A 15,994-nucleotide genomic window follows, 5' to 3' on the forward strand; every position below is an offset into this window, starting at 1 on the left:
ATTGGACGGCATGGAGCATAAAACATTGACTCACCGGGGTGGGAGCTTTTTATATGAAGAAACAGACGCGAAGTCGGTTTTTACACCAGAGGATTTCACGGAAGAGCATACGCTGATTGCAAAGACTGCTAAGCGGTTTTTAGAAACTGAAGTGCGCCCCCGTAATGAACAAATCGAGCAGCAGGATTTTGGAGCAGTTAAAGAGCTGCTTGAAAAAGCCGGCGCACTTGGGCTTTTGGCGCATAGCATACCAGAGCGATATGGAGGCCTGGGTCTCGATAAAATAAGCAAAGGCATTGTCGGGGAAGTGTTGGGGGCAGCAGGAAGCTATAGTGTAGCGCATTCAAATCATACGTGCATTGCGACATTGCCCATTACCTATTTTGGAACAGCGGAGCAAAAAGAAAAATATCTGCCAAAGCTTGCTTCAGGAGAATTCATCGGAGCCTATTGCTTAACCGAACCGAATGCGGGGTCGGATGCCTTGGCGGCAAAGACCACTGCAAAGCTTAACGAAGCTGGGACCCATTACATACTGAATGGCATGAAAATGTTCATCACCAATGCGGCATTTTCCGATACATTCATCGTGTACGCAAAAGTGGATGGCACGGCATTTACAGCGTTTATCGTGGAAAAAGATTTTCCAGGTTTATCGCTTGGAGCGGAAGAACAGAAAATGGGCATCAAAGGCTCATCCACCAGGACAGTGATTTTTGACGATTGTGAAGTGCCCGTTGAAAACCTTCTTGGGGAAGTTGGGAAAGGGCATGTCATTGCCTTGAATGTGCTGAATCTCGGACGCTATAATTTAGGGTCTGCAACGATGGGGGCAGCAAAATACGGCCTAGAGCAAACGGTCACATATACGAAAGAGCGCCACCAGTTTGGCAGAGCCATTGCCGACTTTACAGCGACTCAGGAGAAAATTGCCGATATGGCGCTCCGCATTTATGCTTCTGAATCGCTCCAATACCGGACTGCTGGTTATTTAGAGGAAGCGCTTGGCGGATTATATGAATCCGAGGACCAGGGGCTCGTGGCGAAACGGATGACGGAATATGCCACTGAATGTGCTGTCTGCAAAGTGTATGGTTCCGAGACGCTTGATTATATTGCCGATGAAGCGCTGCAATTGCATGGAGGCTACGGTTTTATCAAAGAGTATAAAATTGAGCAAATGTACCGCGATTCGCGCATCAACCGGATTTTTGAAGGGACCAATGAAGTGAATCGCCTGATCATTCCAGGCAATCTTCTAAAAGCAGCTGTGAAAGGCCAAGCACCGCTTACAGAAGCGGTCAAACAGGCACTGTCAGAACTCAAGTCGCCGAAAGTGGAGTCGATTGGCGTTATTTCCCGGGAAATAGAGGCGGTCCGTGCCATACGGCGAGTGTTTCTGCTATGCGCAGGAGCTGCCTACGAGACATATGGAAGCGCACTTAGTGAAGAACAGGAAACATTGATGAAACTTGCAGGCATTGGCATCACCCTGTTTGCAGTAGAATCGGCCGTGCTCAGAACAGTAAAATCCGTTAAAGCACAAGGTGAGGAAACAGCGGCCTTTAAAATACAGCTGGTAAAATCGCTGGTGGATGATGCGTTATTGGAAGTGGAAATGAATGCCCGAAAATTGCTTCAAGGAACTGTTTCAGAAAAAGGTCTTCACGACAATGTACGGATGCTTTCGGGTGAGCTGAGCCGATTGCAGCGGGCAGGCGGAAAAGCGGCAAAACGAGCCATTGCAGAAAAAATACTGTCTGCAGAACAATATATTTCCTAGGAGGAACATGGATGAAAGTTATAAAATTTGAGAAGTTTGGCGGTCCGGAGGTCTTGCAGTGGACAGAAACCGCCAAGCCTCAGCCGGCAGAAAATGAAGTGCTGATCGAAGTGAAGGCGAGCGGCGTCAATTATGCTGATACCGCAAGGCGCGAAGGGAAATATGTAGTGCCGACGAAGCTTCCGTATGTGCCCGGATCAGAAATAGCCGGCGTTATTGTGGAAACCGGAAGCGGCGTAAGAAAATTCCGGAAAGGAGACCGGGTGGTGGCGTTGGTTGAATCCGATGGCTACTCTGAATACGTCGCAGTAAATGAACGGATATTAACGCCTATCCCGGACGGGGTGGATGATGAACAAGCGGTCGCTTTGCCGCTTCAAGGCTTGAGCGCTTATCACATCTTGAAAACGATGGGGCGCCTGGAACCGGGAGAAAGTGTCTTGATCCATGCGGCTGCCGGCGGAGTGGGCACGATTGCGGTTCAGCTCGCGAAGCTATTCGGAGCGGGAAAAATCATTGCGACGGCAAGTACCAAGGAAAAGCTTGCCCATGCTAAATCCATGGGAGCGACACATCTAGTGAATTACTCCGAAGACGGCTGGGTGGACAAAGTAAAAGAAATCACTGAAGGCAAAGGCGTCGACGTAGCGCTTGAAATGGTCGGCGGTGAAGTATTCAATCAGACAGTAAAATGTCTTGCTCCGTTCGGCCGGCTGGTGATTTTCGGTGCGGCCAGCGGCGAGCAGGCAACGTTCCATCCCGGCCAGTTGATGCGGAAAAACCAGTCCGTTATCGGCTTTTTCCTGCCGCAGATCATGCGCAAACCCGAATTGTTCCAAAGCAGCTTTAAAGAATTGCTTGGCTACATGGCGAACGGCGATTTGAAACTGACAATCGGCGGGACTTATCCGCTTGAAGAAGCAGCAGAAGTACATCGATTATTGCAAGGGCGAAAAACCATCGGCAAACTGGTGTTAAAACCGTAATTTCTGGAAAGAAGGGGTTACATGCTTGACCAATTAGGGATTGAGGCTGTCCGCATCGATTTGCCATTCCGCTTGAACCATGTTAATTGCTTTATGGCAGAAGATGAGACGGGCTGGACGATTATCGATGCTGGATTGAACAATGACTATACAAGAAAGTTATGGGAGCAGACCATTGGAAAGCGGAATGTGACGAATTTGCTGATTACCCATTACCATCCGGATCATTTTGGATATGCCGGAGGACTTCAGGAAAGGACGGGAGCAAAAGTGTCAATGACGAAGACAGATGCCGATTTGGGTCTGTCTTCTTGGCAGTCTCGTTTTTTAGAGACGATGCCTGAGCATTACAGCATTTCTGGAGTGCCGGATGAGATGTCAGAACAACTGGCAGGCAATACTGCAGGTTTTCAAGAGCTTGTAAATCCGCTGCCGAAAATTGGCCACTATTTCGAAGAAGGCGAAAAAGTCCGGATTGGGCTCTTTGAATATGAAGTAATCTTTGTGCCAGGCCATTCAGACGGCATGGTTTGCTTTTATAATAAAGATAAAAATGTGCTGCTTTCCGCAGACCATATTCTTCCGAAAATCACGCCGAATATTTCTTATTGGTACCATGGAAATAAAAATCCGCTGGCATCTTATTTAGCATCCTTAGACAAAATGAAAAAACTGGATGCTGAATTTGTGATCCCGTCGCACGGCAAGCCGTTTTACGGCGCCAATAGCCGTATTGAGGAATTGAAGAGACATCATAGCGAGCGGCTCGAAGAAACGTTCGATGCAATTCAAGCAGCTTCGACAGTCTACGAAACATGTGAACGGCTTTTCAAGCGGCCATTGACGGTTCATGAAATGCGTTTTGCGGTAGGTGAAACCTTGGCTCATTTGGAGTTTCTGCGTCATGCAGGAGAATGTGAACGGGAAATAGAGAATAAAGTTTGGCGATACAGAAGCTGCTAGCGGAAGCTGTCCAGCCGGAACAATGCTGATATAAAAAGGCATACCTGTTTAAAAAAGGCTTTTAAAGGAAAAAGCATCCTGAGAACTGTTAAACTGAAGATAGAGTAAGTTGATAACAGAGGAAGGGTGATGTAAGTGAAAGCATTTGTCATAGAATCTGGTGAATTGAAAGTGAAAGATATGAAGGAGCCGGAATTGAAAGCCGGCGAAGTGGTGGTTGGGTTAAAGACCGCAGGCATTAATCGGCGCGATTTAGGGCTGCCGAAGCGTTATGGCAACCGGCCGGAAGCACTCATCATCGGCTCTGATGGAGCAGGCATTATTGAAGCGGTCGGAGAAGGAGTCAGTGGACTCTCCGTTGGAGATGAAGTGATCATCAATCCGGCGCTCCGTTGGTATGAGAATAGTGAAGCGCCGCCAGCCGAGTTTGACATTCTGGGGATGCCTGATCACGGAACATTTGCTGAAAAGGTAGCGTTGTCTGCGGAACAAGTTGAGAAAAAGCCTGGGTATTTATCGTGGGAAGAAGCCGGTTCTTTGGCGCTGGCAGGCTTGACAGGATACCGGGCGTTGTTTACAAAAGGCGCAGTGAAAAAAGGGGAGACGCTTTTTATTCCCGGTGCCGGCAGCGGTGTCGCAACGTATTTGATTCAATTTGCTAAAAATGAAGGTGCTCGGGTAATTGTCACGTCAAGAAGCGATGAAAAAAGAAAACACGCACTTGAAATCGGGGCGGATCGTGCCATTGCGACAGACAGCGACTGGAAGCAGGAACTGGCGGATGAAACCATCGATCTCGTGATTGACAGTGTCGGTGCAGCAACATTCAACCGGTCGTTGGATGTCTTGAAAAAAGGCGGCCGCATTGTCATTTTTGGTGCTACAACGGATGACAACGTCGATTTTAATCTTCGCAGTTTCTTTTACGGGCAATACCAATTGTTCGGTTCAACAATGGGCAGCCGCGAAGAACTGCGCGACATGCTGGCGCATATGGAAAAACACAATACGCATCCAGTGATCGACCAGGTTTTTGATCTGGAAAATGCGCAGGAGGCGTTTGACCATTTGAGCCGTGGAAAACAATTCGGCAAAGTTGTTTTGCACATTAAATAATGTTCAACTTTTGAAACTTTTCAGCCAGTCAGCCGTAAGTATATTATTAGAAAAAGACTGGAGATGAATGTAATGGAGAATACCGGTTTGAAAGTACTTGTCCATGCCAGTGCGTTCTTTGCCCCATTTTTGGTGCCGTTTATTGTGTTTCTCATTACCGAAGACCGTGAAGTGAAAAAGTTGGCAATCCAAGCTTTGCTGTTTCAAGTTGTGATGAGTGTCTTGTTGTTTATTTCGTTCTTGCTGATGTTTGTGGTCATTGGAATTCCGATGCTAATCATCTTCGGTTTAATGACAGTTATTGTGCCGATTATGGGCATTGTCAGAGCATTGAACAACGACAAATTCGATTATCCGATTGTTGGATCTTGGTACCAATAAAAAAGAGCCCTTTTAAGGGCTTTTTTGTGGGAAACTTCTCCAGAGTCGTGTTTTTGCCACTACTGGTCATATTTTACGAGTAATGAGTCGTATTTTATCTGTTACTGGTCGTATTTTTAGATGAATGAATCGCATTTCTAAAACCAATAGAAAACCCGGCCATCGATGAGTATAGATGGCCGGGTTTTCTATTATTCGAGAATATAAGCCAAAGCTTTAATCGCCTGGTCGACAGTCTCGACGGTGGCGCTTGCTTTGCGCGACAGTTCCTTAAGTGGATGGTGCAATTTTTCTGGACGGATCAGAATCAGCGGTTTGCCGGATGCAATTGCGCTGCTGGCATCCATTGCTGTGTTCCATTGTTTGTACTGCTCGCCGAAAAGGGCAATGACGAGATCTGCTTTATGGATCAGGACGCCGGTCCGCAGGTTATTGAAGCTTGAGGCGGCTTCGTCTTTGAAAACAGCATTCGGCTGTTCACCTAGAATCTCCTCGCCGATGTTGTCAGAACGCTCATGGTCTTCCATCGGCCCCACAAAGTCGACCGGCAACTTTAGCGCCAGTGATTTTTTCTTGATTTCCTCGCGCCACGAACTATGAATTTCTCCAGCAAGATAAACAGTTAATCGCATGATGCTACCTCCCAAAATCCATTTCCTTCAGTGTATCATAAGACGGGAATTGGGAGGGCATCTATCAGATTATTTGGCGCTCTTTGCGCTCTACCGGAATCAATGAAAGCACATTTTCTATTTTGAACGTGCGTTTTTTGTTCCGGAGAAAGCAATATGCTTGAAACGAGTCGCCGCTTACTTTTAAAATTTTTATGCGGCGTTTGCTGAAGCTTCCATCGTTCGCCATATACATCATATCGATTAGCTGCTGATGCTTAAAAGCTTTAAGAATCTGTGCTTTCATCAATTTTCACTCCCTTAATAGAACGTTTGTTCCTATTATAATCCTAAAAATTGTAGAAAACAAGCAAATCGTTTTCATGTATAATGGAACGAACATATATTCTTTTCAATGAAGAAAGGGGCATGACCATGAAATTTTTCCATACCGCTGACTGGCATTTAGGCAAACTTGTCCAAGGCGTTTATATGACAGAAGAACAGCGCTTTGTTTTAAATCAGTTTATCGCCGCGATTGAAGAACAGCGGCCCGACGCAGTGATCATTGCGGGAGATTTATATGACCGGGCAGTTCCGCCGACGGAAGCTGTCAATCTGCTGGATGAAGTACTGGCGAAAATTGTTTTGGAACTGAAGACACCTGTATTTGCTGTAGCCGGAAACCATGATAGCCCCGGACGTTTGAATTTTGGAAGTCGGGTCATGAAGATGAACGGCATCCATATCGCCGGCCATTTCCAAAAAGAGCATGAACCGATCGTATTGGCCGATGAATTTGGGGAAGTGCATATTCATTTGATTCCTTATGCAGATCCATCTCAAGTCCGCCATACGCTTGGCCTTCCGGACATTAAATCACATAACGATGCGGCAGAAGCCATCGTAGAAAATATAAAGCAAAGACTGAATCCTGAAGCACGCCATATTGCAGTAGGACATGCATTTGTGACGCCTCACGGAGAACAGCAGGAAAATACCAGCGATTCGGAGCGCCCGTTGTCGATTGGTGGAGTGGAACATGTCGATGCCGGCCATTTCATGGGATTCCATTACACGGCGCTCGGACATTTGCACCAAGCGCATCATGTGCTGAATGAAACCATCCGCTATGCAGGCTCACCATTGAAGTATTCAATTTCAGAAGAGCGGCATCAAAAAGGATTTCTTATCGTTGAAATGGATGGCAGCGGCAAAGTCGCCGTTGAAAAGCAATTGCTTAATCCAAATCGGGACATGCGGACAGTGGAAGGGTTTATGGAAGATATTCTGAGCCATGAGACCAATGAAGATTATGTATTTGTGAAGCTGCTCGATGAAACGCCGATTTTGTATCCAATAGAAAAGATCCGGTCGGTTTATCCGAATGCGATGCATGTTGAACGAAAAAGCTTTGGCCGGACAACTGGCAGAGGCGGTGTGGAATCACGCCGCGAAATGGATCCGATGGTTTTATTCAATGCTTTTTACGAAGAAGTCAAAGGAGAAAAAGCGACGGAAGAAACTGAAGTGATTTTCAAAGAAGTGCTTCAGGAGTTTTTGCGCGAAGAAACTGACGAGAAAGAAGGGGTAAAACAATGAGACCCTTAAAATTGAAGTTGACTGCATTTGGACCTTATAAGCACACTGAAACAATTGATTTCGCTGATTTAAAAGGCAATCAGCTGTTTGTCATTTCCGGCAGTACAGGTTCGGGGAAAACAACGATTTTTGATGGCATCTGTTTTGCTTTGTACGGTGCTGCCAGCGGTTCAGACCGTGCTGAAACGCGCCATTTAAGAAGTGATTTCGCGGAAGATGGAACTCATACCTGTGTTGAAATGGAATTCGAAATACATAAAAAAACTTACCGGATTCTGCGCCAGATGAGCCATGTCAAAGCAGGGAACAAAAGTGCGACAGGTGAGCGCTATGAATTTTTCGAGATGACGGAAACCGGGGAAATCCCATGCGTAGAACGGCAGATCGTATCGGAAATCAACCGGAAAGTCGAAGAAATCATTGGGCTGACGCAAAATCAGTTTAGCCAAATTGTGATGCTGCCGCAAGGCGAATTCCGTAAACTGCTGACTTCTGAGACAGATAATAAGGAAGAAATTCTGCGGAAAATCTTTAAAACTGAGCCTTATAAAATGATCACGGAACGATTAAAGCAAAAAAGAGATGGGGCATCCAAAGCCCTTCAACTGGAAGAACAAGTTTTGGCGGGGCACGTAGGCCGCATCAAAGGGCAGTTGACTGAACGTGATTCTGAGCTGTTCGAGCTGTTGAGCCGCGAACATTACAACGTTAATCAAGTGCTGGCAGGACTTCAAAGCGAGTCAGCCTTTTATCAGGAAAAGGTGCTTCAAGACGAACAATATTATTTAAGCGCCTATAAAAAGCATGATGAGAAACTGAATGCTTTCCACGAAGTGAAAAAATGGAATGACCGCTTTAGTGAGCTGAAAGAAAAAACGCAGCGCCTCGAAAAAGCGAAAGAACAGCTGCCGGCAATTGCCGACCAAGAACGGCACCTGCAAAACGCTGAACGGGCGAGTTTTATTGAAGGAATAGAAAACTTATATAAAGAGCTGGAAAAAGAAGCAGCGCAGAAACAACTTTTATTGGAGAATGCACTGAAAAGTGAACAAATGGCACAAGAGAACTTAGCGCAAGCAGAAGCTGCTTTTGAAATAGAAGAAAAACGAGAAGTTGAACGCCAGCAAGTTCGCCAGCAAGTGATCGAGTTCGAGAAATTATTGCCGGCTGTACAGGAATTGGATGGAAAAAAGGCGCAGCTGCAACAACTTCAACTTGCGGCCCAAAAATCTGAAAGAAAACTTCTGGCCATGCAAAACCAATGGCATGCTGAAAGAGAGGCTTGCAAGTCACTGGCCGAAAAGATGGCAGCTTTTGATCAAAAGCTCGAAACCTTTGATGACAAGAACCTAAGGCTTACTGCCCTGAATGAACAATGCCGTGTACTGAAGGAACTGCTCACTGTTGAGAAGAATTGGCTGCAGCAGCAAGAAGAGCATCAAGGGAAAGAAACTGCGTACCAAGAAGCGGCAAAAGAGTATATCCACCTTGAATCCGCCTGGTTCGCCAACCAAGCGCAGGTGTTGGCTGCTGCTCTTGATCATGGAGATGCTTGTCCGGTATGCGGCAGCCTCGACCATCCAGACAAGGCCGGTGGCGCACATCACATAGCAGTTTCAAAAGAAGAATTGGACCGCGCAAAAGCCGCAAAGGATATAGTGGACGGCAAATACCGGGATGCCTTGGCGAAATTGAATGCTTTGGCTGAGCAGCTTGAGCAGAAAAAAGAAGAAGCGAAAAAAATTGGTTTAGATCCGTTTTCGGCATCCGCTGATTATCCGAAAACGGAACAAGAGAGAAGTTTGTTGGAACGGGAAGTGGCCCTGCTGCTGGCAGACAAGAAGAACTTGCGTGCCTTAAAAGAGAACTTTGCCAGCCAAACAGCACAAGCTGAAAAGCTGGAAGTTGAGAAAAACTTGCTTACTGAAAATGTGCAAAAACAGCAGGCGGCATTCGAGACAGCAAAAGCGGTTTTCGAGCAGGGATTGCGGACCATTCCGGAAGAAGTTCGGATACTGTCTGTACTGCAGGAAAAAATTAGCCAGGCTATCGCGAATAAAGGACAGCTTGAAAGCCTTTGGCGGAAAGTTCAGCAAGGTCTTCAAGAAGCGAAAGAACAGTTTACCTCTGCAACGGTAAGTGTACGGCACGCGCGAAATGCTGCTGCAGAAAGTCTGCAGAAAACTAGCAATGCCGGTCAGCAATTTGAAGAAGCACTGCAAAAATCCGGCTTCGATTCGGAGCAGTTCTATCAGCAAGCCAAACTTTCAGAATCAGGACGGAACTCTTTAAAGGCATCAATTCAGAACTTTAAGCAAAACCTCCATACATTAACGCAACAAGTAAAAGAATTGCAGGAAATGCTTTCTGGACGGGCAAAATCCGATTTGAGCCTGCTTGAAGCTGAACTTAGCCAATTGAAAACAGAGTACGAAGCGGCACTGACAATTTGGAACCAGTCGAAAGATTACAGAGTTTCAGCACTCAGTTTGGCAGAAAACATTGCAGAAGCCCATGAAAAAGCAGAACAGGCTGAACAGCAATTCAACCGCATTGCGGACTTGCACGATATGATCCGCGGACAAAATGGCATGCGGATTTCGTTCGAACGGTATTTGCAGATTGAATACCTGGAACAGATTATCGAGTCAGCGAACGAACGGCTGAAAAATCTGTCGAACGGCCAATTCTATTTGATTCGCAGCGACCGCCAAGAAGCCCGCGGCAAGCAAAGCGGCCTTGGCCTGGATGTATATGACGCCTATACCGGACAGACGCGCGATGTGAAAACCTTATCGGGCGGCGAGAAGTTTAATGCATCGCTGTGTTTGGCACTGGGCATGGCTGATGTAATCCAAAGTTTCCAAGGCAATGTGGCGATCGATACCATGTTCATTGATGAAGGGTTCGGCTCGCTTGACGAGGAATCATTGAATAAATCAATTGACACGCTGATTGACTTGCAGAAGTCAGGACGCATGATCGGGGTCATTTCGCATGTCCAGGAGTTGAAAGCGGCGATACCAGCCATTTTGGAAGTGAGAAAATCGAAAGAAGGCTTTAGCCAGACAAAATTCCTGCTTAAATAACAAAATGAAGTTATCATCTCTTCTTCCTTTGTTTAAAGAGCCATTGAATGGTGAATGGTAACAATAACAGGGAATTTTCGGAAGGAAGATGTGGGTGGATACGCTTCTTTATTTTGGATTTACAGCAGCCTATACATTGATTCTGGTGTGGGCATTTGCAAAGCAGCAATCTAGGAATTTTATGGCCTTTATATACCTGGTGCTGTTCGGCCTAATTTATGACAATGGCATTATCGCGATTGGCAAGTTTATCGGGGAAGGGCCATTGCTTGAAAACTTGAATTTACTGCGCTTTTGGAGCCATGCTTTTTTGACTCCGACGCTTGTGCTGTTTTCATGGGGAGCATTAAATTAGGCTGGAATTGGCTGGGTAAAGAAAAAAGCAGTTTTTGCAGCTGCCGTGATTTACACGGTAGCGCTGATTATAATCGAGGTTACCCTTGAAGCTTGGGGCCTGGAACTGGAAGCCGAGCAGCAGTATGGTGTACTGCGATACGCATCGGCTGAACCAGCCGAAGGTCCGCCGACTATGATTTTGCTGGTTACAGTAGTATTGATTGCAGCAGGAATTCTGTTATGGAAAAAAGCTGGATGTCAATGGATGCTGATCGGCGCGGGTCTTATGACAATAGGCAGTGCTGTGCCGATTCCAGTAGACAGCTCAGCTGTAACGAATGCTTTTGAATTGATATTGCTGTTTACATTGGTATGGACAAAAGTTCATCTGGAGTCAGAAGAACGAAATTAAAGGAGCCAAGAATATGAAAAATTTTTCTTTTAAAACACGGATGATTTATTTCGGAGTAATCGCTTTTGTCAGTTTGGCATTTTTCGCTCTGCAATTATATGCGCATCTGAATGGTCCAGGAGGAACCGGCTCGGTCGTCTTGCTGATTTTATGGGGAATAATGGTTGTCTTTGGGATAGCCGGAATCGTTTATAGTGTGGCCAAAAAGGACCGTCATCCAAAGTGACGGCCTTTTTTATTTTGCAGAAAAAACGGAATAAAGTGGATACTTTGGATTCGTGGGAAATTTGGAAAAGCTATGGTAAAGTTTAAGAAGATTTCAAAATCAGGAGTGAAAATGATATGACGAAATTGCTGAATCCTCAAGAAGTAATTGGATTGATTGATCAAGAGGCGGACATTATTATTCCCATCGCAAATGGCGAACCGGTCCGTCTGCTAGATATATTGGAAGAAAACGTGGACAAATTACAGGGCGTGAAAATTCATCAGATGCTGGCTCTGCGTAGCCGCCCATATATCCAAGGTGAATACGAGCAGCTTAAGCACGTTTCCTATTTTCTGAGCGGCGCAACCCGAAAAGTCTATCAGCAAGCGAAAATGGAGCTTGTTCCCAATAATTTCCATGAAGTTCCGCGCATGCTTCAGAAAGTGACAAAAATGTCGATGATTATGACGGTAGCTTCTCCAATGGATGAGCATGGCTACTTTACATTCGGTACACAAGCGGACTACGTCTCAGAGTTTGTCGGCAAAGTGCCATTTATCTTGGAGGTCAATGATCAAATGCCAAGGACTTACGGACGCAATCAAATCCACATCAGCCAAATTGCCGGCTTTGTGGAACATAATGCGCCATTGACTGAAGAACAAACGGCTGCGGTGAGTGATAAAGATTTATTGATCGCTGCCTCCGTCATCGAAGACATTAAAGACGGCGATACGCTGCAAATTGGAATCGGTTCTGTGCCAAATGCAGTCATCTCGATGTTGAAGGACCATCGCCATCTCGGCATCCATACGGAAATGCTTCCGGACGGCATCGTAGATCTTGTTAAAGCGGGAGCAGTCGATGGTACTCGGAAGTTCACGAACCCGGGAAAAATTGTGGCGACGTTCGCGTATGGATCAAAGAAATTATACGACTTTATCGACAACAACCCGGTAGTCGAATTCCTGCCGGTGAGCATTGTGAATGATCCGCGTGAAATTGCTAAAGAAAAAAATATCGTTTCCATTAATGCGACGACTGAAGTGGATTTGTTTGGGCAATGCGCTTCCGAAACCGTAGGCGGAAAATACTATTCTTCAAGCGGTGGCCAAATCGATTTTGCACGGGGTGTACGGTTTGCGGAAAACGGAAAAGGTTATATCTGCATGCAGTCCACTGCTAAAAACGAAACCATTTCACGGATAAAATTGCAACTCGCACCGGGATCAGTAGTGACGACCGGAAAAAATGACGTTGACAGCATTGTAACGGAATACGGCATCGCACGTCTCCATGGTGTGTCCATATCAGAACGGGCTAAACGGCTGATTGCCATCGCCCATCCAAATTTCCGAGAAGAGCTGCTGTTTGATGCGAAAAAGAACGGTATTATAATTTAATAGAACAAAAAAGGAGTTGTTCCAAAAGTAATTTGGGACAACTCCTTTGCGACGAAGCTAGCGAAGCGATGCAGAAACAGGAGCAATAGTATTAACTTACGCTTTATTAGAAGCAAGGGGCTGTCCAATAAGTCTAATAACAGACTTATTGGACAGCCCTTTTTCATATGAACAACTAGGCAGGCTTCTTTACTAAGGACAATAAATCATATATACTTACCTAAGTAAGTAATTTAAAGGGGATGCTTATGCAGAATTTACTGTTCCATGAAATTCATCAGCAGTCACGATTGTCAGTTAAAGAAGTAAATGAGGCGTTGAAAGAATTTGATTTGTATAGTTCCCAGTGGTCGATTCTTTTTTGCTTAAAGCAATTCAGTTCTATGACGCAAAAAGAAATCTGGCAGTATTTGAATGTAGAAGCTCCCACGGTTACGAGAACTTTAACGAGGCTGGAAGAAAGTGGATGGGTTATCCGGAAAGAAGGAACAGATAAGCGGGAACGCATCGTTCAATTGTCCGCACGGGCAGAGAAAGTTGTCCCGAAAATCGAAAAGCGGGTTTTAGAAGTGGAAGAGAACCTGGTTTCTTCTTTATCGGAAGATGAGCAGAAGCTTCTGATTGAATTGCTTAAAAAAATAAAGAAATAAGTGTCAGTAGAAAAGGATGTAACGAATGACTGAAAGAAGACCTATTTGGACAAAAAGTTTTATCAATATATCAATAAGTACGTTTTTTATTTTTATTGTATTTTATGCTTTATTAACGTTTATCCCCATTTATGTTCTGACTGACATGGAAGGCACTGCAACACAAGGAGGCTTAGCTGTATCAGCTTTCTTGATCTCAGCTATTATCATGCGCTTTTTTGCAGGTTTGATTTTGGAGAAATACGGAAAGAAAAAGATTTTGGTTATCAGCGTACTGATGTTCACCATCAGCACCATTCTCTACGTTTTCATAGGAGGGTTCACAGCTCTATTGTTTCTGCGTTTTTTCCATGGCATCTGGTTTGGCTTAGTAACTACAGTTGCCGGTGCGATTGCAGCGGATATCGTACCGCCGGAACGCCGTGGCGAAGGGCTGGGCTATTATGGGATCGCTATGAACCTGGCTATTGTAGCGGGGCCTTTTATCGCGTTAACTTTACAGCCCTTTATGGCTGCACGAAGCATTTTTGCTGTTCTCGGGGTCATTATGGCCATCGGGTTCTTCTGTGCTTTATGGGTTAAGGTAGACGAAACTCCGATAGCAGCCAAAGAAGAAAAGCGCAAACTGGGATTCAATGATTTTGTAGAGAAAAAAGCAGTGCCCATTGCAAGCGTCAGCTTTTTTGCTTCATTTGCCTATGCCAGTATCATCTCATTCATCTCAGTATATGCAGCATCGTTGGGCTTGATCGAAACGGCCAGCTTTTTCTTTGTGGTATACGCAGTGGCTATGCTGTTAGTCAGACCTTTTAGCGGTCGGCTTTTCGATTCGGTAGGACCCAATATTGTGATAATCCCTTCTCTGATCATGTTTGCCGTTGGCCTGTTTGCGCTTAGCCAAACCGAATCTGCATGGATGTTCCTGCTATCCGGTGCCTTAGTCGGAATTGGTTACGGCACATTGCTGCCAAGCTTTCAGACGCTGGCCATTCAAGCAGCCGACAAACACCGGAGCGGTTATGCGACAGGTACGTTTTTTGCTTTATACGATTTCGGAATTGCCATCGGTTCCATTTCGCTCGGAATCATTGTCGCAGCATTCGGCTATTCGAATTTATACTTAATACTGTCTGTTTTTGTTTTATGCACCGTCTTCTACTATATGTGGATCATGAAAAAGCAAAAAACTGCAGCCAGCTAAGAAAAGCGGAAGCACCCGTGTAGATTCGACGGGCATAAGACGATTCGGCGAAGCGGCATGTTTTCAGCCGCACAGTCGAAGTGGCTTATGACCCTAGAATCTGGGTGCTGCAGCTAGACAGCTTAAAAAGCGGAAACGGCTGTTCAGGTTCGACAGGCAAGAGATGGACCAAAAGCAGTTTGGGCCGTCTCTTTGCGACGAAGCACGAAGTGCTGCAACGCACTTTCATGTCTCGAAGCTAGCGCAGCGATGCAGAGACAGGAGCAATAAGGGGTTTAGGCGGACCCGCGAAGTGGCGTTCTTTGCCACACAGCTGGATTGACTTATGACCTGAGAACCTAGCCGTTGGAGCTAGGCAGCGCAAAAAACCAAGCGTCTAGTGCTTAAGAAGCTTTAAATTTTATACTTTCTTAAAATCAAAAACAGGCATCCCGCGTATCGGGATGGCTGTTTTTTATTAAATAACATTTAATGTGACTTCTCCAATGCCTTCATAGCTGGCAGTGTAGACGCCTTTTTCCAATTTATGAGGAAGAATGAAAGTGCCGGATGAAACAGACATGCCTTTTTCAAGCTTCAAGCCATGTCCCTCCAATTCAGTTATGAGCCATTTTACAGCATTTACGGGATGGTCCAGGACCGCTGAAGAATTAGCAGATGCGATTTCTTCCCCGTTAAAGCGCAAGGTTCCTTTGAGATCTGTTAATTGTTCGTACGTCAAACCTTCTACTGGTTTTCCGGCAATAATCTTTCCAGCTACTGCACTGTCTGCGATAACTTGCCCTAGAGTGATTTTAGGGAACCAGTCCTCGAAACGGGAGTCGGGCACTTCGATGCCAGGAGCAACTAGTGTTTTCTCTAGAATAGTTTGAACATCGTCTTCCACGGATAAACCTTCTTTAATAAGAAAAATCAATTCAATCTCGATTAAAGGAGAAGACATCGCTTCCAGGCTAACGGTTCCGCCGCTTAATGCTGAAGTGGTCAAGGCACCGTATAAAGGTGTCTCTGAACCAAATAATTTTTGAGTTTCGGGGCTGGTTAAACTAATTTTATAGCCCGCCAGCTGTTCATCGGCTTCGACTGCTTTTTTAGCTGTCAACATGTGCTGAAGTTTGTAAGCATCGTCTTTTTTCAAAAAAGCGGGAATCAGCTCTTTTGCGATTTGTTTATTATGTAAATAAGCGTCGTAAAGAATATCGGCCATTTTCTGGCTGTTGAAGTCAATGGATTCCATATTGGATATCTCCTTT

The 15,994-nt window shown here is 45.4% G+C and carries 16 protein-coding genes; 13 read left to right on the forward strand and 3 right to left on the reverse strand.

The window, feature by feature from the left end:
• Window positions 1–10 precede the first annotated feature (10 nt).
• From QWY16_RS01800 to QWY16_RS01820, 5 genes are all read left to right on the forward strand, one after another.
• The gene (locus QWY16_RS01800) at window positions 11–1,783 is read left to right on the forward strand and encodes an acyl-CoA dehydrogenase FadE (RefSeq protein ID WP_300991153.1); all 1,773 of its coding nucleotides are present in this window, start codon (window positions 11–13) and stop codon (window positions 1,781–1,783) included.
• Window positions 1,784–1,794: 11 nt separating this feature from the next.
• Window positions 1,795–2,769 carry a quinone oxidoreductase family protein gene (locus QWY16_RS01805; RefSeq protein ID WP_300991155.1) on the forward strand — a complete coding sequence of 325 codons (975 nt, stop codon included), beginning with the start codon at window positions 1,795–1,797 and terminating at the stop codon, window positions 2,767–2,769.
• 21 nt (window positions 2,770–2,790) lie between these two features.
• Window positions 2,791–3,732 (forward strand): MBL fold metallo-hydrolase, encoded by a 942-nt coding sequence (locus QWY16_RS01810; RefSeq protein WP_300991156.1) that lies wholly within the window; start codon window positions 2,791–2,793, stop codon window positions 3,730–3,732.
• A 135-nt stretch (window positions 3,733–3,867) separates the two neighbouring features.
• Window positions 3,868–4,848: a zinc-binding dehydrogenase gene (locus QWY16_RS01815; protein ID WP_300991157.1), complete on the forward strand. Its 981-nt coding sequence runs from the start codon at window positions 3,868–3,870 to the stop codon at window positions 4,846–4,848.
• A 72-nt stretch (window positions 4,849–4,920) separates the two neighbouring features.
• Window positions 4,921–5,229 carry a DUF4870 domain-containing protein gene (locus QWY16_RS01820; RefSeq protein ID WP_300991158.1) on the forward strand — a complete coding sequence of 103 codons (309 nt, stop codon included), beginning with the start codon at window positions 4,921–4,923 and terminating at the stop codon, window positions 5,227–5,229.
• A 191-nt stretch (window positions 5,230–5,420) separates the two neighbouring features.
• Here the strand turns inward: QWY16_RS01820 and QWY16_RS01825 are convergent, their stop codons facing one another.
• Together QWY16_RS01825 and QWY16_RS01830 are read right to left on the reverse strand one after the other, a co-directional pair.
• Window positions 5,421–5,861, reverse strand: a complete 441-nt coding sequence (locus tag QWY16_RS01825; RefSeq protein ID WP_300991159.1) for a YtoQ family protein — start codon at window positions 5,859–5,861, stop codon at window positions 5,421–5,423.
• A gap of 64 nt (window positions 5,862–5,925) precedes the next feature.
• Entirely contained in the window at window positions 5,926–6,147 is a 222-nt protein-coding gene (locus tag QWY16_RS01830; RefSeq protein ID WP_300991160.1) for a transcriptional regulator, read from the reverse strand.
• Between the two features lie 128 nt (window positions 6,148–6,275).
• Here QWY16_RS01830 and QWY16_RS01835 point away from each other — a divergent pair, with 128 nt between their 5' ends.
• From QWY16_RS01835 to QWY16_RS01870, 8 genes are all read left to right on the forward strand, one after another.
• Window positions 6,276–7,442, forward strand: coding sequence for an exonuclease SbcCD subunit D (locus tag QWY16_RS01835; protein WP_300991161.1), 1,167 nt, complete (start codon window positions 6,276–6,278; stop codon window positions 7,440–7,442).
• A complete protein-coding gene (locus QWY16_RS01840; protein WP_300991162.1) occupies window positions 7,439–10,531 on the forward strand; it encodes an AAA family ATPase in 3,093 nt (1,030 codons plus the stop codon). Before QWY16_RS01835 ends, QWY16_RS01840 begins: the two co-directional genes overlap by 4 nt.
• A gap of 94 nt (window positions 10,532–10,625) precedes the next feature.
• On the forward strand, window positions 10,626–10,886 hold the full coding sequence (locus QWY16_RS01845; RefSeq protein ID WP_300991163.1) for a hypothetical protein: 261 nt from the start codon (window positions 10,626–10,628) through the stop codon (window positions 10,884–10,886).
• A gap of 45 nt (window positions 10,887–10,931) precedes the next feature.
• Window positions 10,932–11,279 (forward strand): hypothetical protein, encoded by a 348-nt coding sequence (locus QWY16_RS01850; protein ID WP_300991164.1) that lies wholly within the window; start codon window positions 10,932–10,934, stop codon window positions 11,277–11,279.
• A gap of 13 nt (window positions 11,280–11,292) precedes the next feature.
• Window positions 11,293–11,505, forward strand: coding sequence for a hypothetical protein (locus tag QWY16_RS01855; protein WP_300991165.1), 213 nt, complete (start codon window positions 11,293–11,295; stop codon window positions 11,503–11,505).
• Between the two features lie 116 nt (window positions 11,506–11,621).
• On the forward strand, window positions 11,622–12,890 hold the full coding sequence (locus tag QWY16_RS01860) for an acetyl-CoA hydrolase/transferase family protein (RefSeq protein WP_300991166.1): 1,269 nt from the start codon (window positions 11,622–11,624) through the stop codon (window positions 12,888–12,890).
• Window positions 12,891–13,138: 248 nt separating this feature from the next.
• Window positions 13,139–13,540 (forward strand): MarR family winged helix-turn-helix transcriptional regulator, encoded by a 402-nt coding sequence (locus QWY16_RS01865; RefSeq protein ID WP_300991167.1) that lies wholly within the window; start codon window positions 13,139–13,141, stop codon window positions 13,538–13,540.
• 25 nt (window positions 13,541–13,565) lie between these two features.
• Complete coding sequence (locus QWY16_RS01870; protein ID WP_300991168.1) at window positions 13,566–14,741, forward strand: MFS transporter; 1,176 nt, start codon at window positions 13,566–13,568, stop codon at window positions 14,739–14,741.
• A 457-nt stretch (window positions 14,742–15,198) separates the two neighbouring features.
• Here the strand turns inward: QWY16_RS01870 and QWY16_RS01875 are convergent, their stop codons facing one another.
• Complete coding sequence (locus QWY16_RS01875; RefSeq protein WP_300991169.1) at window positions 15,199–15,978, reverse strand: 2-keto-4-pentenoate hydratase; 780 nt, start codon at window positions 15,976–15,978, stop codon at window positions 15,199–15,201.
• Window positions 15,979–15,994 lie beyond the last annotated feature (16 nt).

It is taken from the genome of Planococcus shenhongbingii (assembly GCF_030413635.1).
In the GTDB taxonomy this organism is placed as follows: Bacteria; Bacillota; Bacilli; order Bacillales_A; family Planococcaceae; genus Planococcus; species Planococcus shenhongbingii.

Excerpts from the sequence above, each read along its gene's own strand:
- QWY16_RS01800 (WP_300991153.1), top strand. The coding sequence starts at position 11 with ATGGAGCATAAAACATTGACTCACCGGGGTGGGAGCTTTTTATATGAA.
- QWY16_RS01805 (WP_300991155.1), top strand. The coding sequence starts at position 1,795 with ATGAAAGTTATAAAATTTGAGAAGTTTGGCGGTCCGGAGGTCTTGCAG.
- QWY16_RS01810 (WP_300991156.1), top strand. The coding sequence starts at position 2,791 with ATGCTTGACCAATTAGGGATTGAGGCTGTCCGCATCGATTTGCCATTC.
- QWY16_RS01820 (WP_300991158.1), top strand. The coding sequence starts at position 4,921 with ATGGAGAATACCGGTTTGAAAGTACTTGTCCATGCCAGTGCGTTCTTT.
- QWY16_RS01825 (WP_300991159.1), bottom strand. The coding sequence starts at position 5,861 with ATGCGATTAACTGTTTATCTTGCTGGAGAAATTCATAGTTCGTGGCGC.
- QWY16_RS01830 (WP_300991160.1), bottom strand. The coding sequence starts at position 6,147 with ATGAAAGCACAGATTCTTAAAGCTTTTAAGCATCAGCAGCTAATCGAT.
- QWY16_RS01835 (WP_300991161.1), top strand. The coding sequence starts at position 6,276 with ATGAAATTTTTCCATACCGCTGACTGGCATTTAGGCAAACTTGTCCAA.
- QWY16_RS01840 (WP_300991162.1), top strand. The coding sequence starts at position 7,439 with ATGAGACCCTTAAAATTGAAGTTGACTGCATTTGGACCTTATAAGCAC.
- QWY16_RS01855 (WP_300991165.1), top strand. The coding sequence starts at position 11,293 with ATGAAAAATTTTTCTTTTAAAACACGGATGATTTATTTCGGAGTAATC.
- QWY16_RS01860 (WP_300991166.1), top strand. The coding sequence starts at position 11,622 with ATGACGAAATTGCTGAATCCTCAAGAAGTAATTGGATTGATTGATCAA.
- QWY16_RS01865 (WP_300991167.1), top strand. The coding sequence starts at position 13,139 with ATGCAGAATTTACTGTTCCATGAAATTCATCAGCAGTCACGATTGTCA.
- QWY16_RS01870 (WP_300991168.1), top strand. The coding sequence starts at position 13,566 with ATGACTGAAAGAAGACCTATTTGGACAAAAAGTTTTATCAATATATCA.
- QWY16_RS01875 (WP_300991169.1), bottom strand. The coding sequence starts at position 15,978 with ATGGAATCCATTGACTTCAACAGCCAGAAAATGGCCGATATTCTTTAC.